Below are 17,568 nucleotides of genomic sequence, written 5' to 3' on the forward strand. Positions count from 1 at the left end.
CGGAAGCGTTTAAGCCGTGGACGCCTTCTCGGTCTCGCTGTAGGCCTCCACGGTTTCCCAGTGCCCGTTCTCGTCCTCGAAGCGCATGCGCACCGTGACGCCGTGGTTGCGATGAATGCTGGCGGCGAGGTGAAGCGCGAACTTCATGGCTTCGTCCTGGGACGCGTAGGCGCCCACGCGGTGCTGCTCGTGGAGCACCCGCCAGGGGAAAGGACCGTCGACCGCATGCGGAAGGTACAAGGTCGTCGGAGAGGGCAACGCGGGTTTTTTGCGATTCATGCAGGGGTATCAGCACGTACCGTGCCACCTCGCGCGCCGCGCCGCAGGGCGGCTTGAGAGGCGCGAATGCAATATTTGCATGCACGCGTGCACGAACCGCGACACGTCTTCGACATTTGCCGGACGCTTCTGGCCTAATCTGTGTCATTGAAGTTGACGGAGAGCCCATGAGCTTCATTCAACGCATGCTGGTGCTCGATGACGACGTCTCGTTCTCGCAGGCGACATGCGGTTGGCTGCGCGCGATCGGCATGGAGGCCCAGGTTGCCGCCAACTGCGCGCAAGCGCGTCAGGCCGTGGCCGACGGGGAATTCGACGCGGCCATGATCGACATCGGCCTGCCCGACGGATGCGGGCTCGACCTGCTAAGCGAGCCCGGCTTCGCGTCGCTTCGGCGCACCATCATTGTCAGCGGCGACCAGGCGCTTGCCTCGTCGCTCGATCACGTCTTGCCGGGCGCGCGATGCCTCGGCAAGCCGTTTACGCCGGCATCGTTGCAGGCGGCCTTGATGCCGGCCCGGGCCGACGCGGCGGATGACGAACTGCTGGGCCATTCGCCGCTGATGCGCGAGGCCCGGCGAGAGATCGACGACGTGGCGCGATTGCCCGTGTCGGTGCTGTTGGTCGGCGAAAGCGGTACCGGCAAGGAGCTCGCGGCACGGCGACTGCATCGGGCCAGCGGCCGTCGGGGACGCTTCGTGGCCTTCAACGGTGCGGCGCTGTCGCCCGAGCTGTTGGCCAGCCAGTTGTTCGGCCATCTCAAGGGGAGCTTTACCGGCGCCAACGAGCGCCGCATCGGCCTGGCGGAAGCCGCCGACGGGGGCACCCTGTTCATCGATGAGCTTGGCGACATGCCCGAGCCGGTGCAGGTCGCGTTGCTGCGCTTCCTCGAAACGCGCGACGTGGTGCCGGTCGGTGCCACGCGCGGGCGCCGCGTCGACGTACGTGTCGTCAGTGCCACGCACCGGCCGCCGCGACAGGCGATGCGCGAGGGCCGCATACGCACCGACCTGTACTTCCGTCTGGCCGGCTACGAAATACGCATGCCTGCGTTGCGCGAGCGACGCGAAGACGTACCGCCCATCGCCGAACGGATGCTCGCGCAGATGAACGACAGCTCGGGCCTGCTCAAGGCATTCGGTCCCGGGGCGTTCGACGCCGTGGCACGCCACGCCTGGCCCGGCAACGTGCGCGAGCTCAGACAACACGTGCAGCGCGCGTACGTGCGCAGCCGCGGCCTGGTCTATCTGCCGCCGCCGCTGGAGGACGAACGACACGGCGCCTTCGTCGCTCCCATCCGGCGGATGGTCGAGGTCGAGCGAGAGGCCATCCTGGCCGCGCTGGACGCCTGCGGTGGCGACCGGGCGAAAGCCGCGCACCGGCTCGGCATCAGCCTGCGCACGATCTACAACAAGCTGGCGAGCTACCGCACATCGGGACACGTGGCCGGCAAGACGCCATGAGCGGTGAGACCCCTGACGTCGCCGCCGCGCTGCGCCGTGAACTTCGCGCGCGCAGCCTGCATGCACTGAACAGCCCGCTCGGCGCGATCATGGCCCAGGCCGAGCTGACCCAGCTGCTCGTCCGTCGCGAGGCCGGCGGCGCGGCGGACGCGGCGACGCGCATCGTCGACGATGGCGAACGCTGCGCCCGCATGCTGCGCGACGCGTTCGCGGCGATGGATGAGCTCGATACGTGGCAGCCCGGCCGATCCGCTGTCGGGGACACCGTCGATGACGCGATGCACGACGTGGGCTCGTCGACGATGACCGTTCGCGTGACCGGCGGTGACGTGGTGCTTCCCTGGTGCGCGCCGATGGCGGCGGCATGGTTTCGGCGTTGCCTCGACAACGCATTCCGCCATGGCGCTTCCGTCGTCGACGTCACGGCGCAAGACGACGCGGGTGATACCGTGGTGAGCGTGCATGACGACGGCGAAGGCTTGCGTGGACTGACCGGCGAGGGCGCACTGCGACCGTTCGTCTCGACCACGCCTGGCACGCACACCGGCCTGGGGCTCTGGCTCGTGCAGGCGATGGCGCGGTGGGCCGGCGGCAGCGTGGCGTTGCCGTCGGTCCCGGCCGGTTTCACGGTCCAGTGCCGCCTCCCGTCGCCAGGGCGGTACCTTTCGTGACGGCGCCACGGATCATGCTGGTGGAGGATGAATTCCTCATCGCCCACGCGGTACGCAAGATGCTCGAGTCATCGGGCATCGTCGTCATCGGTCCGTATCCGGCGGTTCGACCGGCGCTGGATTGGCTCGACAACGAACCACGGCCCGATGGCGCCATCCTCGACGTGAATCTGGCCGAGCAGCGCGTGTTTTCCCTTGCCGATCGTCTGCTCGAACTCGGGGTGCGGATCGTCTTCACCACCGGCTACGACGCATCGAGCCTTCCGGCCCGTTACGCCGGCGTAACGTGCCTGCAGAAGCCCGTTCGCATAGCGCGCGTGCTGGAGGCGCTGGGGTTGGGTTCATCTATGTCACCGTGAATTCACGGGCGCCGCCAGCCTGACATGCGGCGCCGATGGGGAAGATCGCCTCCGGTCATCCACCGGAGAGTCCCTTGGACGGGTTGCGATATCGTGCATGAGCAAGCGGCGACCCCGTGGCGTATTCCGCCTGCTCGGCGCGGGTGTGGTGACGGGAGCGGCAGACGACGACCCGTCGGCGATCGGCACGTATGCAAGCGCGGGCGCGGCGTTTGGATTGGCATTCCTGTGGATCGCGCCGGCCCTGTTGCCCATGATGTTCATCGTGGTGTATCTGTCAGGCAAGCTCGGGAGGGTCTACGGCAAGGGCCTGTTCGGCGCGATCTACGACCGCTTCCCACGGTGGGTCGTGTGGCCGGCGATGGCGGGCGCGTTCATCGGCAACGTCATCGAGGCGGCGGCCAACCTCGGCGGCATCGGCGTCGCGGTGAATCTTCTGCTGCCCGCACCGGTGTGGAGCATCGTCGTCGTCGTGGCGATCGGCGTGACGGCCATGCAGTGGTTCGGCTCCTATGTGTGGCTCAGCCGCGTGTTCCGCTGGCTCGCCCTGGCGTTGTTCGCCTATGTGGGCGCCGCTATCCTGGCACGGCCGGATATCCGCGAGGTGATACGCGGCACGTTGGTGCCGTCGGTGACGTTCGACACCCGCTGGATGGCCATGCTAGTCGCCTGCATCGGTACGTCGCTTTCGGCGTATGTCTACACCTGGCAATCCAACCAGGAAGTGGAGGAGCGAATCGCAAACGGCGAAGCCCAGCCATGGCGCCATCCCGGCGCGTCATCCTCACAGATGAGGCGGCTGCGCCGCGACGTGGCCGTGGGCGTCGTGTTCTCCAACCTCATACTGTATTTCATCATCATGGCGACCGGCGCGACCCTTCATGCCGCGGGTCAGCACGAGATCCACAGCGCGGCGCAGGCGGCGACAGCGCTCGAACCGCTCGCTGGCCCCGCGGCTCGCTGGCTTTTCGCCCTCGGCGTGGTGGGCGTGGGTTGCCTCGCCGTGCCGGTGATGACCACGGGCGCCGCCTACGATCTGGCGCAGGCGTTTCGCCAACCGTCGAGTCTGCATGCGAAGCCAAGGGAGGCGCCACTTTTCTACGTGACGATCGCGGGGGTGGCGGCCGTCGCGGTCGCGCTCAACCTCTTTGGCGTCAACCCGATGCGCGCGCTGGTGTGGTCGGGGCTCGTGCAAGGATTCTCCGTACCGCCGCTGCTGTGCCTCATGATGAAGATGACCGGCGACCGCCGGATGATGGGCGACCAGGTCAATGGCCGCCTCGTGCGCTTCCTCGGATGGGCCACCACCGCCTCCACCGGTGCCGCCACCGTCGTACTACTCGTGCTTTATGCGCGTGGCGACGCGTGACCCTTTCCCACTCCTCAAGGAGCCTTGCGTGAACGATTCCCCAGGCATGCGCGCCGCGGTGCTGACCGCGCCCGGCGCATTCGACGTGACCGACGCGCCTTTGCCCGTACCCGGGCCAGGACAGGTGCGCGTGCGCCTGAAGGGCAGCGGTTTATGTGCGTCGAACCTGCCGGCCTTTGAAGGCAGGCCGTGGTTCGACTATCCCATGGAGCCGGGCCATCTCGGCCATGAGGGCTGGGGCACCGTCGACGCGGTCGGCGACGGCGTGACCTCCGTGCGGTGCGGCGACGCCGTGGCGGTGCTCTCGTATCGTGCCTATGCCGATTACGACCTCGCGGACGCCGCGCACGTCGTGCCGCTACCGCCCTCGCTCGCCGGACAGTCGTTTCCCGGGGAGGCGCTGGGCTGCGCGATGAACATCTACCGTCGTGGCGACGTCCGGTCCGATGACACGGTGGCGGTGGTGGGGGTGGGCTTCCTCGGCGCAGCCCTGATCCAGCTCGCGGCCCGTGCTGGCGCGCGCGTGGTGGCCGTGGCGCGTACCGAGGCGGCCCTGGACCTGGCCCGCCGCTGCGGGGCATCGCACACGTTGGTGATGGACGATCACCAACGCCTCCTCGAGGCGATGTCCACGTATACGCACGGCGACTTTTGCCAGCGGGTCTTCGAATGCACGGGCAAGAACTGGCCCCTCGATCTCGCCGGCGAATTCACCGGGGCCCGTGGGCGGCTGGTCATCGCCGGCTTCCACCAGGACGGCATGCGACAGGTCAACGTGCAGCTATGGAACTGGCGAGGCATCGACGTCATCAATGCGCACGAGCGCGATCCGGCCATCGCCACCGAGGGTATCCGTCTCGCCGTGGAGGCCGTGGTGGACGGTCGGCTCGACCTCTCGTTGCTGATCACTCATCGCTTTCCCTTGCGGCGCATCGGCGAAGCCATGGGTTACGTCAGGGCGCGGCCGCCCGGTTTCGTGAAGGCGGTGGTGGAGATGGAGGAGGCCACATGACGCCCCGTCCCCTGAAACTTGGCTTTGCCGGCGTCGGCTGGATCGGAAGGCACCGCATGCAGGCGCTGCTCGACGCCGGGCTCGCCGACGCCGTAGCCCTGCTCGATCCGGATACCGGATGTCTCGACGACGCCAGGGGCATCGCGCCGGACGCCACGGTATGCGCCTCGTTCGACGAACTGTGCGCCCGCGACATCGACGGCGTGGTGATCGCCACTCCCAGCGCGGCGCACGCCATGCAGTGCATCGACGCCCTTGAGCGGGGGCTGCCGGTGTTTTGCCAGAAGCCGCTCGGTCGTCATGGCGATGAAGCCGCCGCGGCCGTTGAGGCGGCGCGCAGGAACGACCGCCGCCTCGGCGTCGATCTCAGTTACCGGCACCTGGCAGGGATGGACCACGTCCACGAGCTGCTACGCCGCGGCGACCTGGGACACGTCTATGCGATGCAGCTGACCTTCCATAACGCGTATGGGCCAGGCAAGCCATGGTTCTACGACCGCAGGCTTTCCGGTGGCGGGTGCGTGATCGACCTGGGCATCCATCTGGTCGACCTCGCCCTTTGGCTGCTCGGCGCGCCACGCGTATTGGACGTGCGCGGCGATTGTTTCAGCCAGGGCCGCCCGCTCCGTGACCTGCCGGACGCCGTCGAGGACTATGCCACGGCGCGCTTGCGGCTGGACGGCGGCACGGTGGTGGACCTGGCCTGTTCGTGGAACCTCCCCGTCGGGCAAGACGCCGAGATCGGCATGCGTATCTACGGTACCGGCGGTGGCATCGGTTTGCGCAACGTCGACGGGTCGTTCTTCGATTTCGTGCTGGAGCGCTTCGACGGACGACAGCGGACGACGCTGGCGTCGCCGCCCGACGCATGGGGCGGCCGGGCGATCGTCGACTGGGCATCGAACGTGCGGCGTTCCCCTGCCTATGACGACGGCGTCCAAACCGTCGTGGACGTCGCCCGGATCATGGACGCGATCTACGCGCCCTGAGCCACGCGGGGTGTTACGGCGGCCTCGAAGGGCTCCGGCGGTAACATCATCGCCTCGCGCGCGGCGGCGATCGTCAGTGCAAGGCCTTCTTCGGCGTCGATGCGCGGCTGCCAGCCGAGCAGGGCACGCGCGCGCGAGATATCCGGGCGCCGCCGGCGTGGATCGTTCTGGGGCAGGTCGCGGTAGACGATCGGCGATGCGCTGCCGGTCAGGTGGAGAATCATCTGCGCGATCGAGCTCACGCTGCGTTCCACGGGATTGCCGAGGTTCATCGGGCCGCAGTCGTCGCAAGCCATGTAGCGCACGATGCCGTCGAGGAGGTCGCTGACGTATTGCAGGCTGCGCGTCTGGCTGCCGTCGCCGAAGATCGTCAATGGTTCGCCCGACAGCGCCTGGCGGATGAAATTGGTGACGATGCGGCCATCGTGCAGGTCCATGCGAGGGCCGTAGGTGTTGAAGATGCGCACGATCCGCACCGGGAGGCCATAGTGGCGGTGGTAGGTCATGGTCGCCGCCTCGGCATAACGCTTGCCCTCGTCGTACATGCTACGCGGGCCGTTCGGATTGACGTTGCCCCAGTCCTCTTCCTGCTGGGGATGGTGCAGCGGGTCGCCGTACACCTCGCTGGTGCTGGCGAGGAGGAACGTCGCTTCCTTCGCGCGAGTCAGGTCGAGCAGGTGGTGCGTACCGAAGCTGTTCGCCTCGAGCGTCTGCACCGGCCACTGCTGGTATTTGGGTGGGGAAGCGGGGCTGGCCAGGTGCATCACCCAGTCCAGCGGGCCATCGACGGTGAACGGCCGGGCGATGTCGTGTTCAACGAAACTGAAACGCGGATGGCCCTGGAGGTGAGCGAGGTTGCACGGCCGACCGGTGATGAGGTCGTCCATCCCGATCACCTCGTAGCCTTCGATCAGCAGTCGATCGACGAGGTGGCTGCCGATGAACCCCGCGGCGCCCGCGATCAACGCCCTCGGCGGACGACGCGCGGCGGATCCGTCGGACGATGCGCGCAAAAGCTTTGCCATGATGGAGCCCTCGTCGTTTGCGACCTGGTGGCGTCGGAGCATGTAGGCGGTTCGGTGCGAAAGGAGTGAAGCGTCGCGCGACGTGCGTGCACAAAACCAAAGGCGACACCCGTGTTAAGCAACGTCGTCGCCGATACGTCGACGATTCACGCGTCCTCTTCGAATCGGCGCCGACAGTGGACGCTCCGTTCCACGTGAGATGCATCGATGGCAAAGACGATACTCATCACCGGAGGCGCCGGCTTCATCGGCTCATGGCTCGCCGACCAGCTGCTCGCGGAGGGGCATCGCGTGCGCGCGCTGGACGTGATGAGCCCACAGGTCCATGGGCCGGGAGCGACCTCACCCGCGTATCTGTCGCGGGACGTCGAATTGCAGCGCGGTGACGTGCGCGATCCGGAATCGGTGCGCAAGGCGCTCGACGGCGTCGACGGCGTCTACCACCTTGCCGCGGCGGTGGGGGTAGGGCAGAGCATGTATGAGATCGCCGGCTATACGTCGATCAATAACCTCGGTACGGCGGTGTTGCTCGAGGCGTTGATCGATCGCCCGGTCGAGCGGCTGGTCGTGGCGTCGAGCATGAGCATCTATGGCGAGGGGCTTTATCGCGACCCCGACGGTCAGCGGGTGACCGGCCAGCGGCGCAGTCGTGGACAGCTCGCCCACGGCATGTGGGAGCTGCACGATGCAACCGGGCGCTTGCTCGAACCGATAGGTACGACCGAAGACAAGACGCCCGATCTCTCGTCGGTCTACGCGCTGTCGAAGTACGACCAGGAGCGCCTGTGCCTGATGGTCGGCGAAGCCTACGGCATTCCGACCACGGCCATGCGGTTTTTCAACGTCTATGGGCCGCGGCAAGCCCTGTCCAATCCCTACACCGGGGTGCTGGCGATTTTCGCGTCGCGCCTGCTCAACGGCCGGTCGCCGACGATTTTCGAGGACGGCCTGCAGCGGCGCGATTTCGTCAGCGTGCACGACGTGGCCAGGGCCTGCCGGCTCGCGTATGACCACCCCGATGCGGCGGGCAAGGTCTACAACGTGGGCAGCGGCCAGTCGCATACGATCGCGGACATCTCGCAGCGGCTCGCCGCCGCGGTGGGCACGCCGCTGGAAGCGGAGATCACCGGCAAGTATCGGGTCGGTGACATTCGCCACTGCGTGGCCGACATTTCGCTGGCCCGCCGGGACTTGGGCTACGAGCCCAACGTGGGCCTGCAACAAGGCCTGGAGGAATTGGTAGCGTGGCTCCCGGGCGCGATCGCCGTCGATCGCGTGGCCGAAGCCAGCGACGAGTTGCACCGCCGCGGGCTGACGCTGTGAACGTCCGGCCTGCGCATCCGGAGGTCGGGGTGCTCGAGTGGTTCGCCATGGGCGACCGAGCCCTCGCCGATGCGGCCATCGACGAACTGACCGCCCTGGGCGTTCGCCACCTTCGCTTCGGCATCTCGTGGGCCGATTTCTTCCGCGAGGGTGGCCCGGCGTGGTACGACTGGCTGGTGCCACGTCTGGCGGCGCATTTCGAACTGCTGCCGTGCTTCCTCTACACGCCGCCATCGCTCGGCGAAGTCCCCAGCACCGCGTCGCCGCCGCGTCGCCTGAAGGACTACGCCGACTTCCTCGACGTCTGCATCGACCGCTACGGTGCACACTTCGAATACGTCGAGTTGTGGAACGAAGCGAACAACCTGATCGAGTGGAATTACGGCCTCGACCGGTCGTGGCTGAAATTCAGCGAGATGGTCGGCAACGCCGCCGCGTGGGCGAAGCGGCGCGGCAAGAAGACCGTGCTCGGCGGCATGTCGCCTATCGACGCCCACTGGCTGCAGACCATGTTCGATAACGGCCTCATGCCTTATATCGACGTGGTCGGCGTGCACGGGTTTCCCGGCAGCTACGACATTCCCGGACAGTCGTGGGCCACGCGCATCGATCGCGTGGCCGACGTGCTGCGTGCCCATGGGCATCCCGGCGAGATATGGATGACCGAAACCGGTTATTCCACCTGGCGCCACGATGAGTTCGAGCAGGTCAGGCTGATCGCGTCGGCGCATGCCCTGCCGGTGTCGCGCATGTACGTGCTGTCGCTGCGCGACCTTGCGCCCGAGCGGTCGTCGCAGGCGGGCTTCCATAACGACGAACGCGACTATCACTTCGGCATGAAGCATGCCGACGGGCGCGACAAGTTGCTTTATCGCCTATGGTCGACGCATGGCCTCGCTGGCGTACGGGACGCGGCGGGCTGGCCGACGCCGCTGCGCCGTGATGCGCCCGTGTCGGCTATCACGGGCGGGGCCGGCTTCATCGGTTGCAACATCGCCGCGCGGCTGGCGGGCGACGGCCGTCGCGTGCGGATCGTGGACAGCCTGGCCCGACCCGGTGTGGAGGCGAACCTGTCGTGGCTGCGCGAGCGCTTCGCGGACCGCATCGAGTTCATCCCGTGCGACGTGCGCGACCGTCATGGACTCGCCGAGGCGCTGGACGGGGTGACGGAGATCTTCCACCTCGCGGCGCAGGTGGCCGTGACCACCAGCTTGGTCGATCCGTTGACCGATTTCGAGGTTAACCTCGGCGGCGCGGTGAATGTGCTCGAAGCGGCGCGCCGGCAGCGGCGCGTGCCGGGCGTGATCTTCGCCTCGACCAACAAGGTCTACGGCGGCCTGGACGACATCGCGCTGGAGAGGGTCGATGACCGCTACCAGCCCGTCGATCGAAAGTGGCTTCATCATGGCGTGGGCGAAGACAGGCCGCTGGATTTCCATAGCCCTTACGGCTGTTCCAAAGGCGGCGCGGACCAGTACATCGTCGATTACGCCCGGTGCATGGGCGTGCCTTCGGTGGTGTTCCGCATGAGTTGCATCTATGGGCCCCGCCAGTTTGGTACCGAAGACCAGGGCTGGGTGGCCCATTTCCTCCTGCGCGCGCTCGACGGCCAGCCCATCACCCTGTACGGCGATGGCCGGCAGGTACGTGACGTGCTCTTCGTCGACGACGCCGTGGAGGCCTATCTGCTTGCCTCGCGCCGGCTGGACGACCTGAGCGGCCGCGCCTTCAACCTGGGAGGCGGCACAGCGAACACGATCAGCCTGCGCCAGTTGCTCGACTGGATCGGCGACCTCACGGGGCGTCGTCCCGACGTGACGTTCGCGGATTGGCGGCCCGGCGACCAGCGCTACTACGTGTCGGACACCCGCCGTTTCACCGAAGCGACCGGCTGGAAAGCCTCGGTTGACGCAAAGGAGGGCGTACGCCGGCTTTACACGTGGCTGCGGGCGTTTCGTGACATGAACCACGACGCCGGCGACGGCACGCCCGCATGCTTGTCCGCCGCGTATTGATGAGCACAGATGCCGTGGGCGGCGTCTGGACCTTCACGATGGAATTGTCGGCGGGTCTGGCGGCGCGCGGCGTCGAGGTGCTGATCGCGGTGCTTGGTCCCGCGCCCGACCGCGGCCGCTTGCGGGCCGCCGAGGCGTTGCCCGGCGTGCGCGTCGTCTGTGGCGACTACCCCCTGGAGTGGATGCGGGAGGCGAACGACGACAACCAGGCCGCCGCCGGGGAGTGGCTGCTGGACCTGGCCACGCGCTTCGGGCCGGACGTCGTGCATCTGAACCACTTCGGCCACGGCGGCCTGCCTTGGGGGGTGCCGGCGGTGGTGGTCGCCCACTCCTGCGTAGGCACCTGGCACGAGGCCGTGCGCGGCACGCCCGCCGGGCCGGAATGGGCGCCGTATCGCCGTCGTGTCGCCAGTGGCCTCGCCAGGGCGACCCTCGTCGTGGCGCCGACCCATGCCATGCTCGCCGACCTGTCACGGATTTACGACGTTAGCTTTCGCTCTATAGTGATCCACAACGGACGCGAACGGCCGTCCACCGCGCCGACGCGAAAGCAGCCATTCGTGTTCTGCGCCGGCAGGGTCTGGGACGACGCCAAGAACGTGGCCACGCTCGATCGCGCGGCGGCGTCGATCGTCTGGCCGGTCCGGGTCGCCGGCAGCGTGCGTCATCCCGAGGGAGGGCGGGTCGCCTTCACCCACGTGGAGCTGCTCGGTGCCCTCGGCCCGTCGGCCATGGCCAGCCACTACTCACGGGCGGCGATCTACGCCTTGCCGGCGCGCTACGAACCCTTCGGTCTGTCGGTGGTGGAAGCGGCGTTCGCCGGCTGCACCCTGGTGCTCGGCGACATTCCCTCGCTGCGCGAGCTGTGGGGCGACACGGCCGTCTATGTATCCCCGGACGATCCGGACGCCATGGCGGATCGCATCAACATGCTCACCGCCAATCGTCGCGGTCTACGCGAATGGGGTGCCAGGGCGCGTCGCCACGCGTCGCGCTATACCGCCGAGCGCATGGTGTCCGGCTGGCGGCACGCTTACAGCGCCTTGCTCAGAGGAGATCGAAAGCCATGCACGTCGTGATGTTCTACCACTCGCTCGTCTCGGACTGGAACCATGGCAACGCGCATTTCCTGCGCGGCGTCACCACCGAACTGCTGGCCCGGGGACACCGCGTGACGGTGCACGAGCCACGATCGGGCTGGAGCGTCGACCATCTGCTGGCCGACGCGGGCCCGGCGGCGATCGATGCTTTCCATGCGGCGTATCCAGCGCTATCGAGCCATGCGTACGACCTGCCCACGATCGACCTCGACGAGGTGCTCGACGACGCCGATCTCGTGCTCGTGCACGAATGGAACGACCACCACCTGGTGCGTCGCATCGGCGAGCATCGCCGCGATGGCGGGCGCTATCGCCTGCTGTTCCATGACACGCATCATCGCGCGGTCAGCGATCCGACCGCCATGGCTGCCTACGACCTGCGGCACTACGACGGCGTGCTCGCGTTCGGCCGGATCATCCGCGATCTCTACCTGGAGCGCGGTTGGGCCCAACGTAGCTGGACCTGGCACGAAGCCGCCGACGTTCGCGTCTTCCGCCCGCGAGACGACCCGCCGAACGAGGGTGACCTGGTGTGGGTCGGCAACTGGGGCGACGGCGAGCGCACGGCCGAGCTTCGCCAGTTTCTTTTCGAGCCCGCCGCGGACCTGCGTCTGCGCGGCAGCGTCTACGGCGTGCGCTATCCGGACGACGCCATCGACGTGGTCCACGCGGCGGGACTGCGCTACCGCGGCTGGCTGGCGAACTTCGAGGCGCCGGCCGTCTTCGCCCGCCACCGCTTCACCGTGCACGTGCCACGAGGCCCCTACGTGCGTGACCTGCCGGGCATTCCCACGATCCGGCCCTTCGAGGCGATGGCCTGCGGCATTCCGCTCATCAGCGCGCCATGGGACGACCTCGAAGGCCTGTTCCGGGCGGGCACCGATTACCTCCTGGCGCCGGATGGCGCCGCCATGCGCCGGCACATGCGCGGCGTGCTCGATGACCCGGCGATGGCCGCCGAACTCGCCGCGAACGGGCTTGCCCGCATCCGCGAACGCCACACCTGCGGCCACCGTGTCGATGAACTGCTTGCCATCCACGCCGACCTCACCGGGTCCGCCACGCGGAGGATCTACGCATGAAATTCGCCTTCTTCGGTTCCAGCCTCGTCTCCGCCTACTGGAACGGCGCGGCCACCTACTACCGTGGCCTGATTCGCCAACTGCATGCGCGTGGCCACGAGGTGACCTTCTACGAACCGGATGCCTATGGGCGGCAGGCCCATCGCGACATCGCCGATCCGCCATGGGCCAACGTTGTGGTGTACGAACCGACCACCCAGGCCGTGGATATGGCACTCGACGCCGCGGCCACGGCCGACGTGATCGTGAAGACGAGCGGCGTGGGGGTGTTCGACCGCACGCTGGAGGAAGGCGTGCTGAGCCTGAAGCGCCCGCACAACACGGTCATCTTCTGGGACGTGGACGCGCCGGCGACCCTCGACGGCCTCGATGCCGATGCGGATCATCCGTTTCGCGCACTCGTGCCACGCTTCGACCTGGTGCTGACCTACGGCGGCGGTGCCCCCGTCGTCGATGCCTATCGACGTTTCGGGGCACGATCGTGCCAGCCGATCTACAACGCGCTTGACCCCGACACCCACCATCCCGTGGCTCGCGCACCCCGTTTCGACGCCGACCTCGGCTTCCTGGGCAACCGCCTGCCCGACCGCGAGGCACGGGTCGATGCTTTTTTCGTCGCGGCCGCACGGGCACGCCCGCAGGCGAGGTTCCTGCTGGGCGGCAGCGGGTGGGACGACAAGCCGCTGCCCGCGAACGTGCGTTCGCTGGGCCATGTGTATTCGCACGAACACAACGCCTTTAATGTCAGCCCGGCCGCCGTGCTCAACGTCTCCCGCGAATCGATGGCCCGCTACGGCTTCTCACCGGCCACGCGCGTGTTTGAGGCCGCGGGCGCCGGCGCCTGCCTCATCACCGACGCATGGGAAGGTATCGAACGGTTCCTCGAGCCGGGGAGGGAGGTGCTGGTGGCGCACGACGGCGATGAGGTGGCACGTCATCTGGATGCGGTGATGGCAGGCCGTGCGCGCGCGATCGGTGAGGCGGCGCGCCGCCGCGTCCTGGCCGGACACACGTACGCCCACCGTGCCCGTGAACTGGAAGCCCTGCTCGACGGGCGGGCCGGCGATGCCGCTCCCCGGCGGGCGGGTAACTGGGCATGAGCATGGACATCGTCATCCTCGGCCTGTCGATCACCTCGTCGTGGGGCAACGGACACGCCACCACCTACCGGGGCCTGGTGCGGGAACTGGTTCGCCTCGGGCACCGCGTGACGTTCCTCGAACGCGACGTGCCCTGGTACGCCTGCGCGCGCGACCTTCCCGAGCCACCCTACGGCCGCACGCATCTCTACGTGAGCCTCGACGACCTGCGGCGGCGCTTCGCGCCGCTCGTGCGCGCGGCGGACGCGGTGATCGTCGGCTCCTACGTGCCCGATGGCGTCGCCGTGGGCGAATGGGTGCAGATGGAAGCCCGCGGCGTGACCGCGTTCTACGACATCGATACGCCCGTCACCCTGGCCAGGTTGCGCGCAGGGGACCACGCCTACCTCAGCCCGGAACTGATCCCCGGTTTCGATCTGTACCTGTCGTTCACCGGCGGCCCGACGCTCGACCGGCTGGAGCGGGAGTACGGTTCGCCGTGCGCCAGGGCGTTCTATTGCGCGTTCGATCCCGGGGCGTATCACCCTGATCCGACGGCGGCCACGCGCTGGGACCTTGGGTACCTCGGCACCTACAGCATCGACCGCCAACCGAGGGTGGCCTCGATGCTGATCGAGCCGGCGCGTGCGATGCCTGAGAGGCGCTTCACCGTGGCCGGTCCGTTGTATCCCGGCGAGGTCGACTGGCCGGCCAACGTCGAACGCACGGAGCACGTGCCGCCGTCCGCCCATCGGGCGTTTTACACCGCCCAGCGTTTCACGCTCAACGTCACCCGCGACGACATGATCGCTGCGGGGTATTCGCCGAGCGTTCGCCTGTTCGAAGCGGCGGCCTGCGGCGTGCCGATCATCTCCGACGCCTGGGACGGGCTGGATACGATCTTTTGCCCCGGCGAGGACATCCTCGTCGCGAATGGCACCGACGACGTTCGCACGTACCTCACCGGCGTCACCGACCATGAGCGCCTGGCGATCGCCCAGCGCGCGCGAGAGCGCGTGATGTCCGGCCACACCGCTCGCCATCGTGCGCTGCAGCTGCCGGAGCTCCTGTCCGAGGCGACGCTCCGCCGCGTGCGCGATCCCGCCTGAGGACATCGCATGTCTACCCTGAAAACGCTGCAGTCGCCAGGTCTTGGCGCCACCGGTGCGCTGGCCGACGACATCCGCGCGCTCGCGCCCTGGTTTCACAACCTGCACCTGCCGGGCGGCGAACAGACCGCGCCGGATCATCCGCTGGGCGACTACCCATCTTTCAAATGGAAGGCCCTGGCGACATGCCTGCCGGGCGACATGCATGGATTGCGTGTGCTCGACATCGGCTGCAACGCGGGATTCTTCGCGTTCGAATGTGCCCGACTGGGCGCCGAGGTGGTCGCGATGGACCACGATCCGCGTTACCTCGCGCAGGCGAGCTGGGCGGCGCGCCACTTGGGTCTCGCGTCGCGGGTAAGCTTTCGCAGGCAAGACGTCTACGCGCTCGCGGGCGTGCGCGAGCGGTACGACATCGTGCTGTTCATGGGAGTGTTCTATCACCTGCGCCATCCGCTGCTCGGCCTGGACCTCGCGGCGTCGGTCTGCGGTGAGACGCTGGTCTTCCAGAGCCTGGGCATCGAGGGTCCCGCAGGGGTGGAGACGGGCGATCCGGGCTATCTCGGCCGGGATCGGCTGCGCGAGGATGGCTGGCCGAAGATGGCGTTCGTCGAGGGAGAGTTCGCGGGCGACCCGAGCAACTGGTGGCTGCCCAACCCGTCGTGCATGGAGGCCATGGTGCGCTCGTGCGGGTTCGCCCCCCAGGCGCAAAGCGGCGACGTCTATATCGCCCGGCGTACCGGCGGCGCCGTCCACGCCGACGAACGGACCGCCGCCCTCGTCGAAGGGCTGCGGTCCGGCCGTTGAGGCCTAGTCGTCGTCCTCCGCGACGGTCGGCGACTGCATGCCCAGCTCCGCGCCCGTCACCGGATCGACCGTCGGGTCGGAGGCCAGGCGCGAGGCGAATGCCTGGACCGCCGCGGTCTCTTCGGCGCCGAGGCGTACGTCGGCATGGCCGTCGCCGCCGTCCACGGGCAGGGTGCTTTCATCCGGCACGACAACCGTCGAAAAACCGCGGCCTTCGCACCACGGGCCGGTGCGGTCGCCCTCGCCGCGCGAGGTGTTGACGTAGACGTCGGTAAACCTTGGATCGCCGGGCAGCTTGCCGGGCGGGAAGTTGCGATCCATAGAGTAAAGCGCTTTCTCGAACGACTTCTGGTGCGCGATCTCGCGGGTCATGAGGAAGGTGAGCGCATCACTCACGCCGACGTCGTCGGTCACGTTGATGAGCCTCTCGTAGACGATCTTCGCGCGCGCCTCGGCGGCGATGTTCGATCGAAGGTCGGCCGTCGGCTCGCCGATGCTGTCGATGTAGCCCGCGTTCCACAACTGGCCGCCGGAGTTGATCAGCGCCGGGCCGCCGCCATAGAGCACCTGGGTGACGTGGCTGTCGTTGCCGGCGCCTTGCAGGGCGCGAAACGCATCGGCCTGCTCGTCGACACCCTCGGCCAGCCGTCCCTTCGCGCCGCGGTTGAGCATGGCGATGATCGAGCCAATGACTTCCAGGTGCGAGAGTTCTTCGGTGGCGATGTCCAGGAGCATGTCCTTGCGGCCCGGGTCCTCCTCGGCCAGCGCCTGCGTGAAGTAGCGCATCGCCGCCGCAAGCTCGCCCTGCGGACCGCCGAACTGCTCGAGCATGAGGTTGGCGAGGGCTGGATTGCACTCGCTGACCCGCACCGTGTATTGCAGACGTTTGTTGTGATTGAACACCGGTCGCTCCTCCTGTGGGGGAGTGCGCAGTCTGTCGGTCCCCTCGTGCCCAGCCCGGACATCACGCGTGACGGGCCCTGCACGGGGATGAACGGCATGAGGGATTCAGCTTCGTGACATCGCCTTCGCCTTACCGGCGCGCGTCACGTGCGGATGGCATGGCATTGTGGCGTCGAGCGCGGAGTCACGGCCGTGTTCGCAGGCCCGGGCCGTCTTTCCTCTGGGACGGCCCGGGCGGCGATCGGCGCTCCCCGGTTGATTGCCTGCCACCCCTCACGCTGTCCCCCTTCGTGCAGGGCAGGCAAGCCCCGACCGCCTTCCGGCGGCCGGGGTCTTTTTTTAGGCGCTTCACGGCAGGTCCGGGCACTGAATGGAGACGCGTCGCCGCCGGTCCGGACGGTGACGTGGTGGGGCGGTGAGGCGGTGATGAGGGAGCCTTCGGTGTCCACCCTCGAAGCGCGTTCCGCACAAGAGAGCGGTCGAAGGCCCACTTAGACACACGGGCCGCGTCAGCGGCCTGCCTTGTCGAGCGCGGAGGACTTGCCCGAGCAGCGAGGGTGGACACCAAGTTTCCCGCGAAAAAACGCCCCGGTGCAACGCGCTCTGGCGCCACAAGGTCGCGACAGCACTGCGGCTGGACGGGCCGAACCATCGTCAGGTCGAGCGCCTGGATGGCCCCGGTCATCCGCGATGACGCTTTTTCATGGCATCACGCCGTGGGTCTACTCGACCTTGCCATAGGCCTTCATCACATCCTGGGGACCCCCGTACTGGCGGTCGTCGAGTTCCTCGATGAGGTCGAGGATCTCGTCCGGCGCGTCGTTGCGTTCGGCGGCATCGCGCAATCCGGTTTTATCGGTGGGGTAGCTGACGCCTTCGAGATACGTCTGCAGATGGGCCGGCGAGCGGCCTCCGACACCTCGGGTCATGGCGGTTCCTCATGCGATGGAAAGAGACCCGAGCGTGCCGTAGCCGACGTGGGC

The 17,568-nt window shown here is 67.8% G+C and carries 17 protein-coding genes; 13 read left to right on the forward strand and 4 right to left on the reverse strand.

The window, feature by feature from the left end; translation table 11 throughout:
- Positions 1 to 9: 9 nt before the first annotated feature.
- On the reverse strand, positions 10 to 279 hold the full coding sequence (locus tag PI246_RS13540) for a hypothetical protein (protein ID WP_320551836.1): 270 nt from the start codon (positions 277 to 279) through the stop codon (positions 10 to 12).
- Positions 280 to 446: 167 nt separating this feature from the next.
- Between PI246_RS13540 and PI246_RS13545 the strand changes: the two genes are divergently transcribed.
- The 6 genes from PI246_RS13545 (at position 447) to PI246_RS13570 (ending at position 6,142) form a co-directional block, all read left to right on the forward strand.
- Positions 447 to 1,742, forward strand: coding sequence for a sigma-54-dependent transcriptional regulator (locus PI246_RS13545; protein ID WP_320551837.1), 1,296 nt, complete (start codon positions 447 to 449; stop codon positions 1,740 to 1,742).
- Entirely contained in the window at positions 1,739 to 2,413 is a 675-nt protein-coding gene (locus tag PI246_RS13550; RefSeq protein WP_320551838.1) for a sensor histidine kinase, read from the forward strand. Before PI246_RS13545 ends, PI246_RS13550 begins: the two co-directional genes overlap by 4 nt.
- Positions 2,410 to 2,772 carry a response regulator gene (locus PI246_RS13555; RefSeq protein WP_320551839.1) on the forward strand — a complete coding sequence of 121 codons (363 nt, stop codon included), beginning with the start codon at positions 2,410 to 2,412 and terminating at the stop codon, positions 2,770 to 2,772. Before PI246_RS13550 ends, PI246_RS13555 begins: the two co-directional genes overlap by 4 nt.
- Positions 2,773 to 2,869: 97 nt before the next feature.
- A complete protein-coding gene (locus PI246_RS13560; RefSeq protein ID WP_320551840.1) occupies positions 2,870 to 4,141 on the forward strand; it encodes an NRAMP family divalent metal transporter in 1,272 nt (423 codons plus the stop codon).
- Between the two features lie 28 nt (positions 4,142 to 4,169).
- The gene (locus tag PI246_RS13565) at positions 4,170 to 5,153 is read left to right on the forward strand and encodes an MDR/zinc-dependent alcohol dehydrogenase-like family protein (protein ID WP_320551841.1); all 984 of its coding nucleotides are present in this window, start codon (positions 4,170 to 4,172) and stop codon (positions 5,151 to 5,153) included.
- A complete protein-coding gene (locus tag PI246_RS13570; RefSeq protein ID WP_320551842.1) occupies positions 5,150 to 6,142 on the forward strand; it encodes a Gfo/Idh/MocA family protein in 993 nt (330 codons plus the stop codon). Before PI246_RS13565 ends, PI246_RS13570 begins: the two co-directional genes overlap by 4 nt.
- Here the strand turns inward: PI246_RS13570 and PI246_RS13575 are convergent.
- Positions 6,130 to 7,167, reverse strand: coding sequence for a UDP-glucuronic acid decarboxylase family protein (locus PI246_RS13575; RefSeq protein WP_320551843.1), 1,038 nt, complete (start codon positions 7,165 to 7,167; stop codon positions 6,130 to 6,132). The genes PI246_RS13570 and PI246_RS13575 overlap by 13 nt on opposite strands.
- Before the next feature lie 207 nt (positions 7,168 to 7,374).
- Here PI246_RS13575 and PI246_RS13580 point away from each other — a divergent pair, with 207 nt between their 5' ends.
- The 7 genes from PI246_RS13580 to PI246_RS13610 are packed head-to-tail and all read left to right on the forward strand — an operon-like array spanning position 7,375 to position 15,682.
- Positions 7,375 to 8,490 (forward strand): NAD-dependent epimerase/dehydratase family protein, encoded by a 1,116-nt coding sequence (locus PI246_RS13580; RefSeq protein WP_320551844.1) that lies wholly within the window; start codon positions 7,375 to 7,377, stop codon positions 8,488 to 8,490.
- Positions 8,487 to 10,505, forward strand: a complete 2,019-nt coding sequence (locus PI246_RS13585; protein ID WP_320551845.1) for an NAD-dependent epimerase/dehydratase family protein — start codon at positions 8,487 to 8,489, stop codon at positions 10,503 to 10,505. The genes PI246_RS13580 and PI246_RS13585 overlap by 4 nt, the downstream gene beginning before the upstream one ends.
- A complete protein-coding gene (locus tag PI246_RS13590) occupies positions 10,505 to 11,584 on the forward strand; it encodes a glycosyltransferase family 4 protein (protein WP_320551846.1) in 1,080 nt (359 codons plus the stop codon). Before PI246_RS13585 ends, PI246_RS13590 begins: the two co-directional genes overlap by 1 nt.
- Positions 11,572 to 12,687, forward strand: a complete 1,116-nt coding sequence (locus tag PI246_RS13595; RefSeq protein WP_320551847.1) for a CgeB family protein — start codon at positions 11,572 to 11,574, stop codon at positions 12,685 to 12,687. The genes PI246_RS13590 and PI246_RS13595 overlap by 13 nt, the downstream gene beginning before the upstream one ends.
- Positions 12,684 to 13,787: a CgeB family protein gene (locus PI246_RS13600; protein ID WP_320551848.1), complete on the forward strand. Its 1,104-nt coding sequence runs from the start codon at positions 12,684 to 12,686 to the stop codon at positions 13,785 to 13,787. Before PI246_RS13595 ends, PI246_RS13600 begins: the two co-directional genes overlap by 4 nt.
- The gene (locus tag PI246_RS13605; protein WP_320551849.1) at positions 13,784 to 14,875 is read left to right on the forward strand and encodes a CgeB family protein; all 1,092 of its coding nucleotides are present in this window, start codon (positions 13,784 to 13,786) and stop codon (positions 14,873 to 14,875) included. Before PI246_RS13600 ends, PI246_RS13605 begins: the two co-directional genes overlap by 4 nt.
- A 9-nt stretch (positions 14,876 to 14,884) precedes the next feature.
- A complete protein-coding gene (locus PI246_RS13610) occupies positions 14,885 to 15,682 on the forward strand; it encodes a methyltransferase domain-containing protein (RefSeq protein ID WP_320551850.1) in 798 nt (265 codons plus the stop codon).
- A 3-nt stretch (positions 15,683 to 15,685) separates the two neighbouring features.
- Here the strand turns inward: PI246_RS13610 and PI246_RS13615 are convergent, their stop codons facing one another.
- Both PI246_RS13615 and PI246_RS13620 read right to left on the reverse strand, forming a co-directional pair.
- Positions 15,686 to 16,585 carry a manganese catalase family protein gene (locus tag PI246_RS13615; RefSeq protein ID WP_320551851.1) on the reverse strand — a complete coding sequence of 300 codons (900 nt, stop codon included), beginning with the start codon at positions 16,583 to 16,585 and terminating at the stop codon, positions 15,686 to 15,688.
- Between the two features lie 722 nt (positions 16,586 to 17,307).
- On the reverse strand, positions 17,308 to 17,514 hold the full coding sequence (locus PI246_RS13620; protein ID WP_320551852.1) for a DUF2795 domain-containing protein: 207 nt from the start codon (positions 17,512 to 17,514) through the stop codon (positions 17,308 to 17,310).
- Positions 17,515 to 17,568: the final 54 nt, after the last annotated feature.

The organism is Luteibacter sahnii (genome assembly GCF_034063545.1).
In the GTDB taxonomy this organism is placed as follows: Bacteria; Pseudomonadota; Gammaproteobacteria; order Xanthomonadales; family Rhodanobacteraceae; genus Luteibacter; species Luteibacter sahnii.

Excerpts from the sequence above, each read along its gene's own strand:
- PI246_RS13540 (WP_320551836.1), bottom strand. The coding sequence starts at position 279 with ATGAATCGCAAAAAACCCGCGTTGCCCTCTCCGACGACCTTGTACCTT.
- PI246_RS13545 (WP_320551837.1), top strand. The coding sequence starts at position 447 with ATGAGCTTCATTCAACGCATGCTGGTGCTCGATGACGACGTCTCGTTC.
- PI246_RS13550 (WP_320551838.1), top strand. The coding sequence starts at position 1,739 with ATGAGCGGTGAGACCCCTGACGTCGCCGCCGCGCTGCGCCGTGAACTT.
- PI246_RS13560 (WP_320551840.1), top strand. The coding sequence starts at position 2,870 with ATGAGCAAGCGGCGACCCCGTGGCGTATTCCGCCTGCTCGGCGCGGGT.
- PI246_RS13570 (WP_320551842.1), top strand. The coding sequence starts at position 5,150 with ATGACGCCCCGTCCCCTGAAACTTGGCTTTGCCGGCGTCGGCTGGATC.
- PI246_RS13575 (WP_320551843.1), bottom strand. The coding sequence starts at position 7,167 with ATGGCAAAGCTTTTGCGCGCATCGTCCGACGGATCCGCCGCGCGTCGT.
- PI246_RS13580 (WP_320551844.1), top strand. The coding sequence starts at position 7,375 with ATGGCAAAGACGATACTCATCACCGGAGGCGCCGGCTTCATCGGCTCA.
- PI246_RS13590 (WP_320551846.1), top strand. The coding sequence starts at position 10,505 with ATGAGCACAGATGCCGTGGGCGGCGTCTGGACCTTCACGATGGAATTG.
- PI246_RS13595 (WP_320551847.1), top strand. The coding sequence starts at position 11,572 with ATGCACGTCGTGATGTTCTACCACTCGCTCGTCTCGGACTGGAACCAT.
- PI246_RS13600 (WP_320551848.1), top strand. The coding sequence starts at position 12,684 with ATGAAATTCGCCTTCTTCGGTTCCAGCCTCGTCTCCGCCTACTGGAAC.
- PI246_RS13605 (WP_320551849.1), top strand. The coding sequence starts at position 13,784 with ATGAGCATGGACATCGTCATCCTCGGCCTGTCGATCACCTCGTCGTGG.
- PI246_RS13610 (WP_320551850.1), top strand. The coding sequence starts at position 14,885 with ATGTCTACCCTGAAAACGCTGCAGTCGCCAGGTCTTGGCGCCACCGGT.
- PI246_RS13620 (WP_320551852.1), bottom strand. The coding sequence starts at position 17,514 with ATGACCCGAGGTGTCGGAGGCCGCTCGCCGGCCCATCTGCAGACGTAT.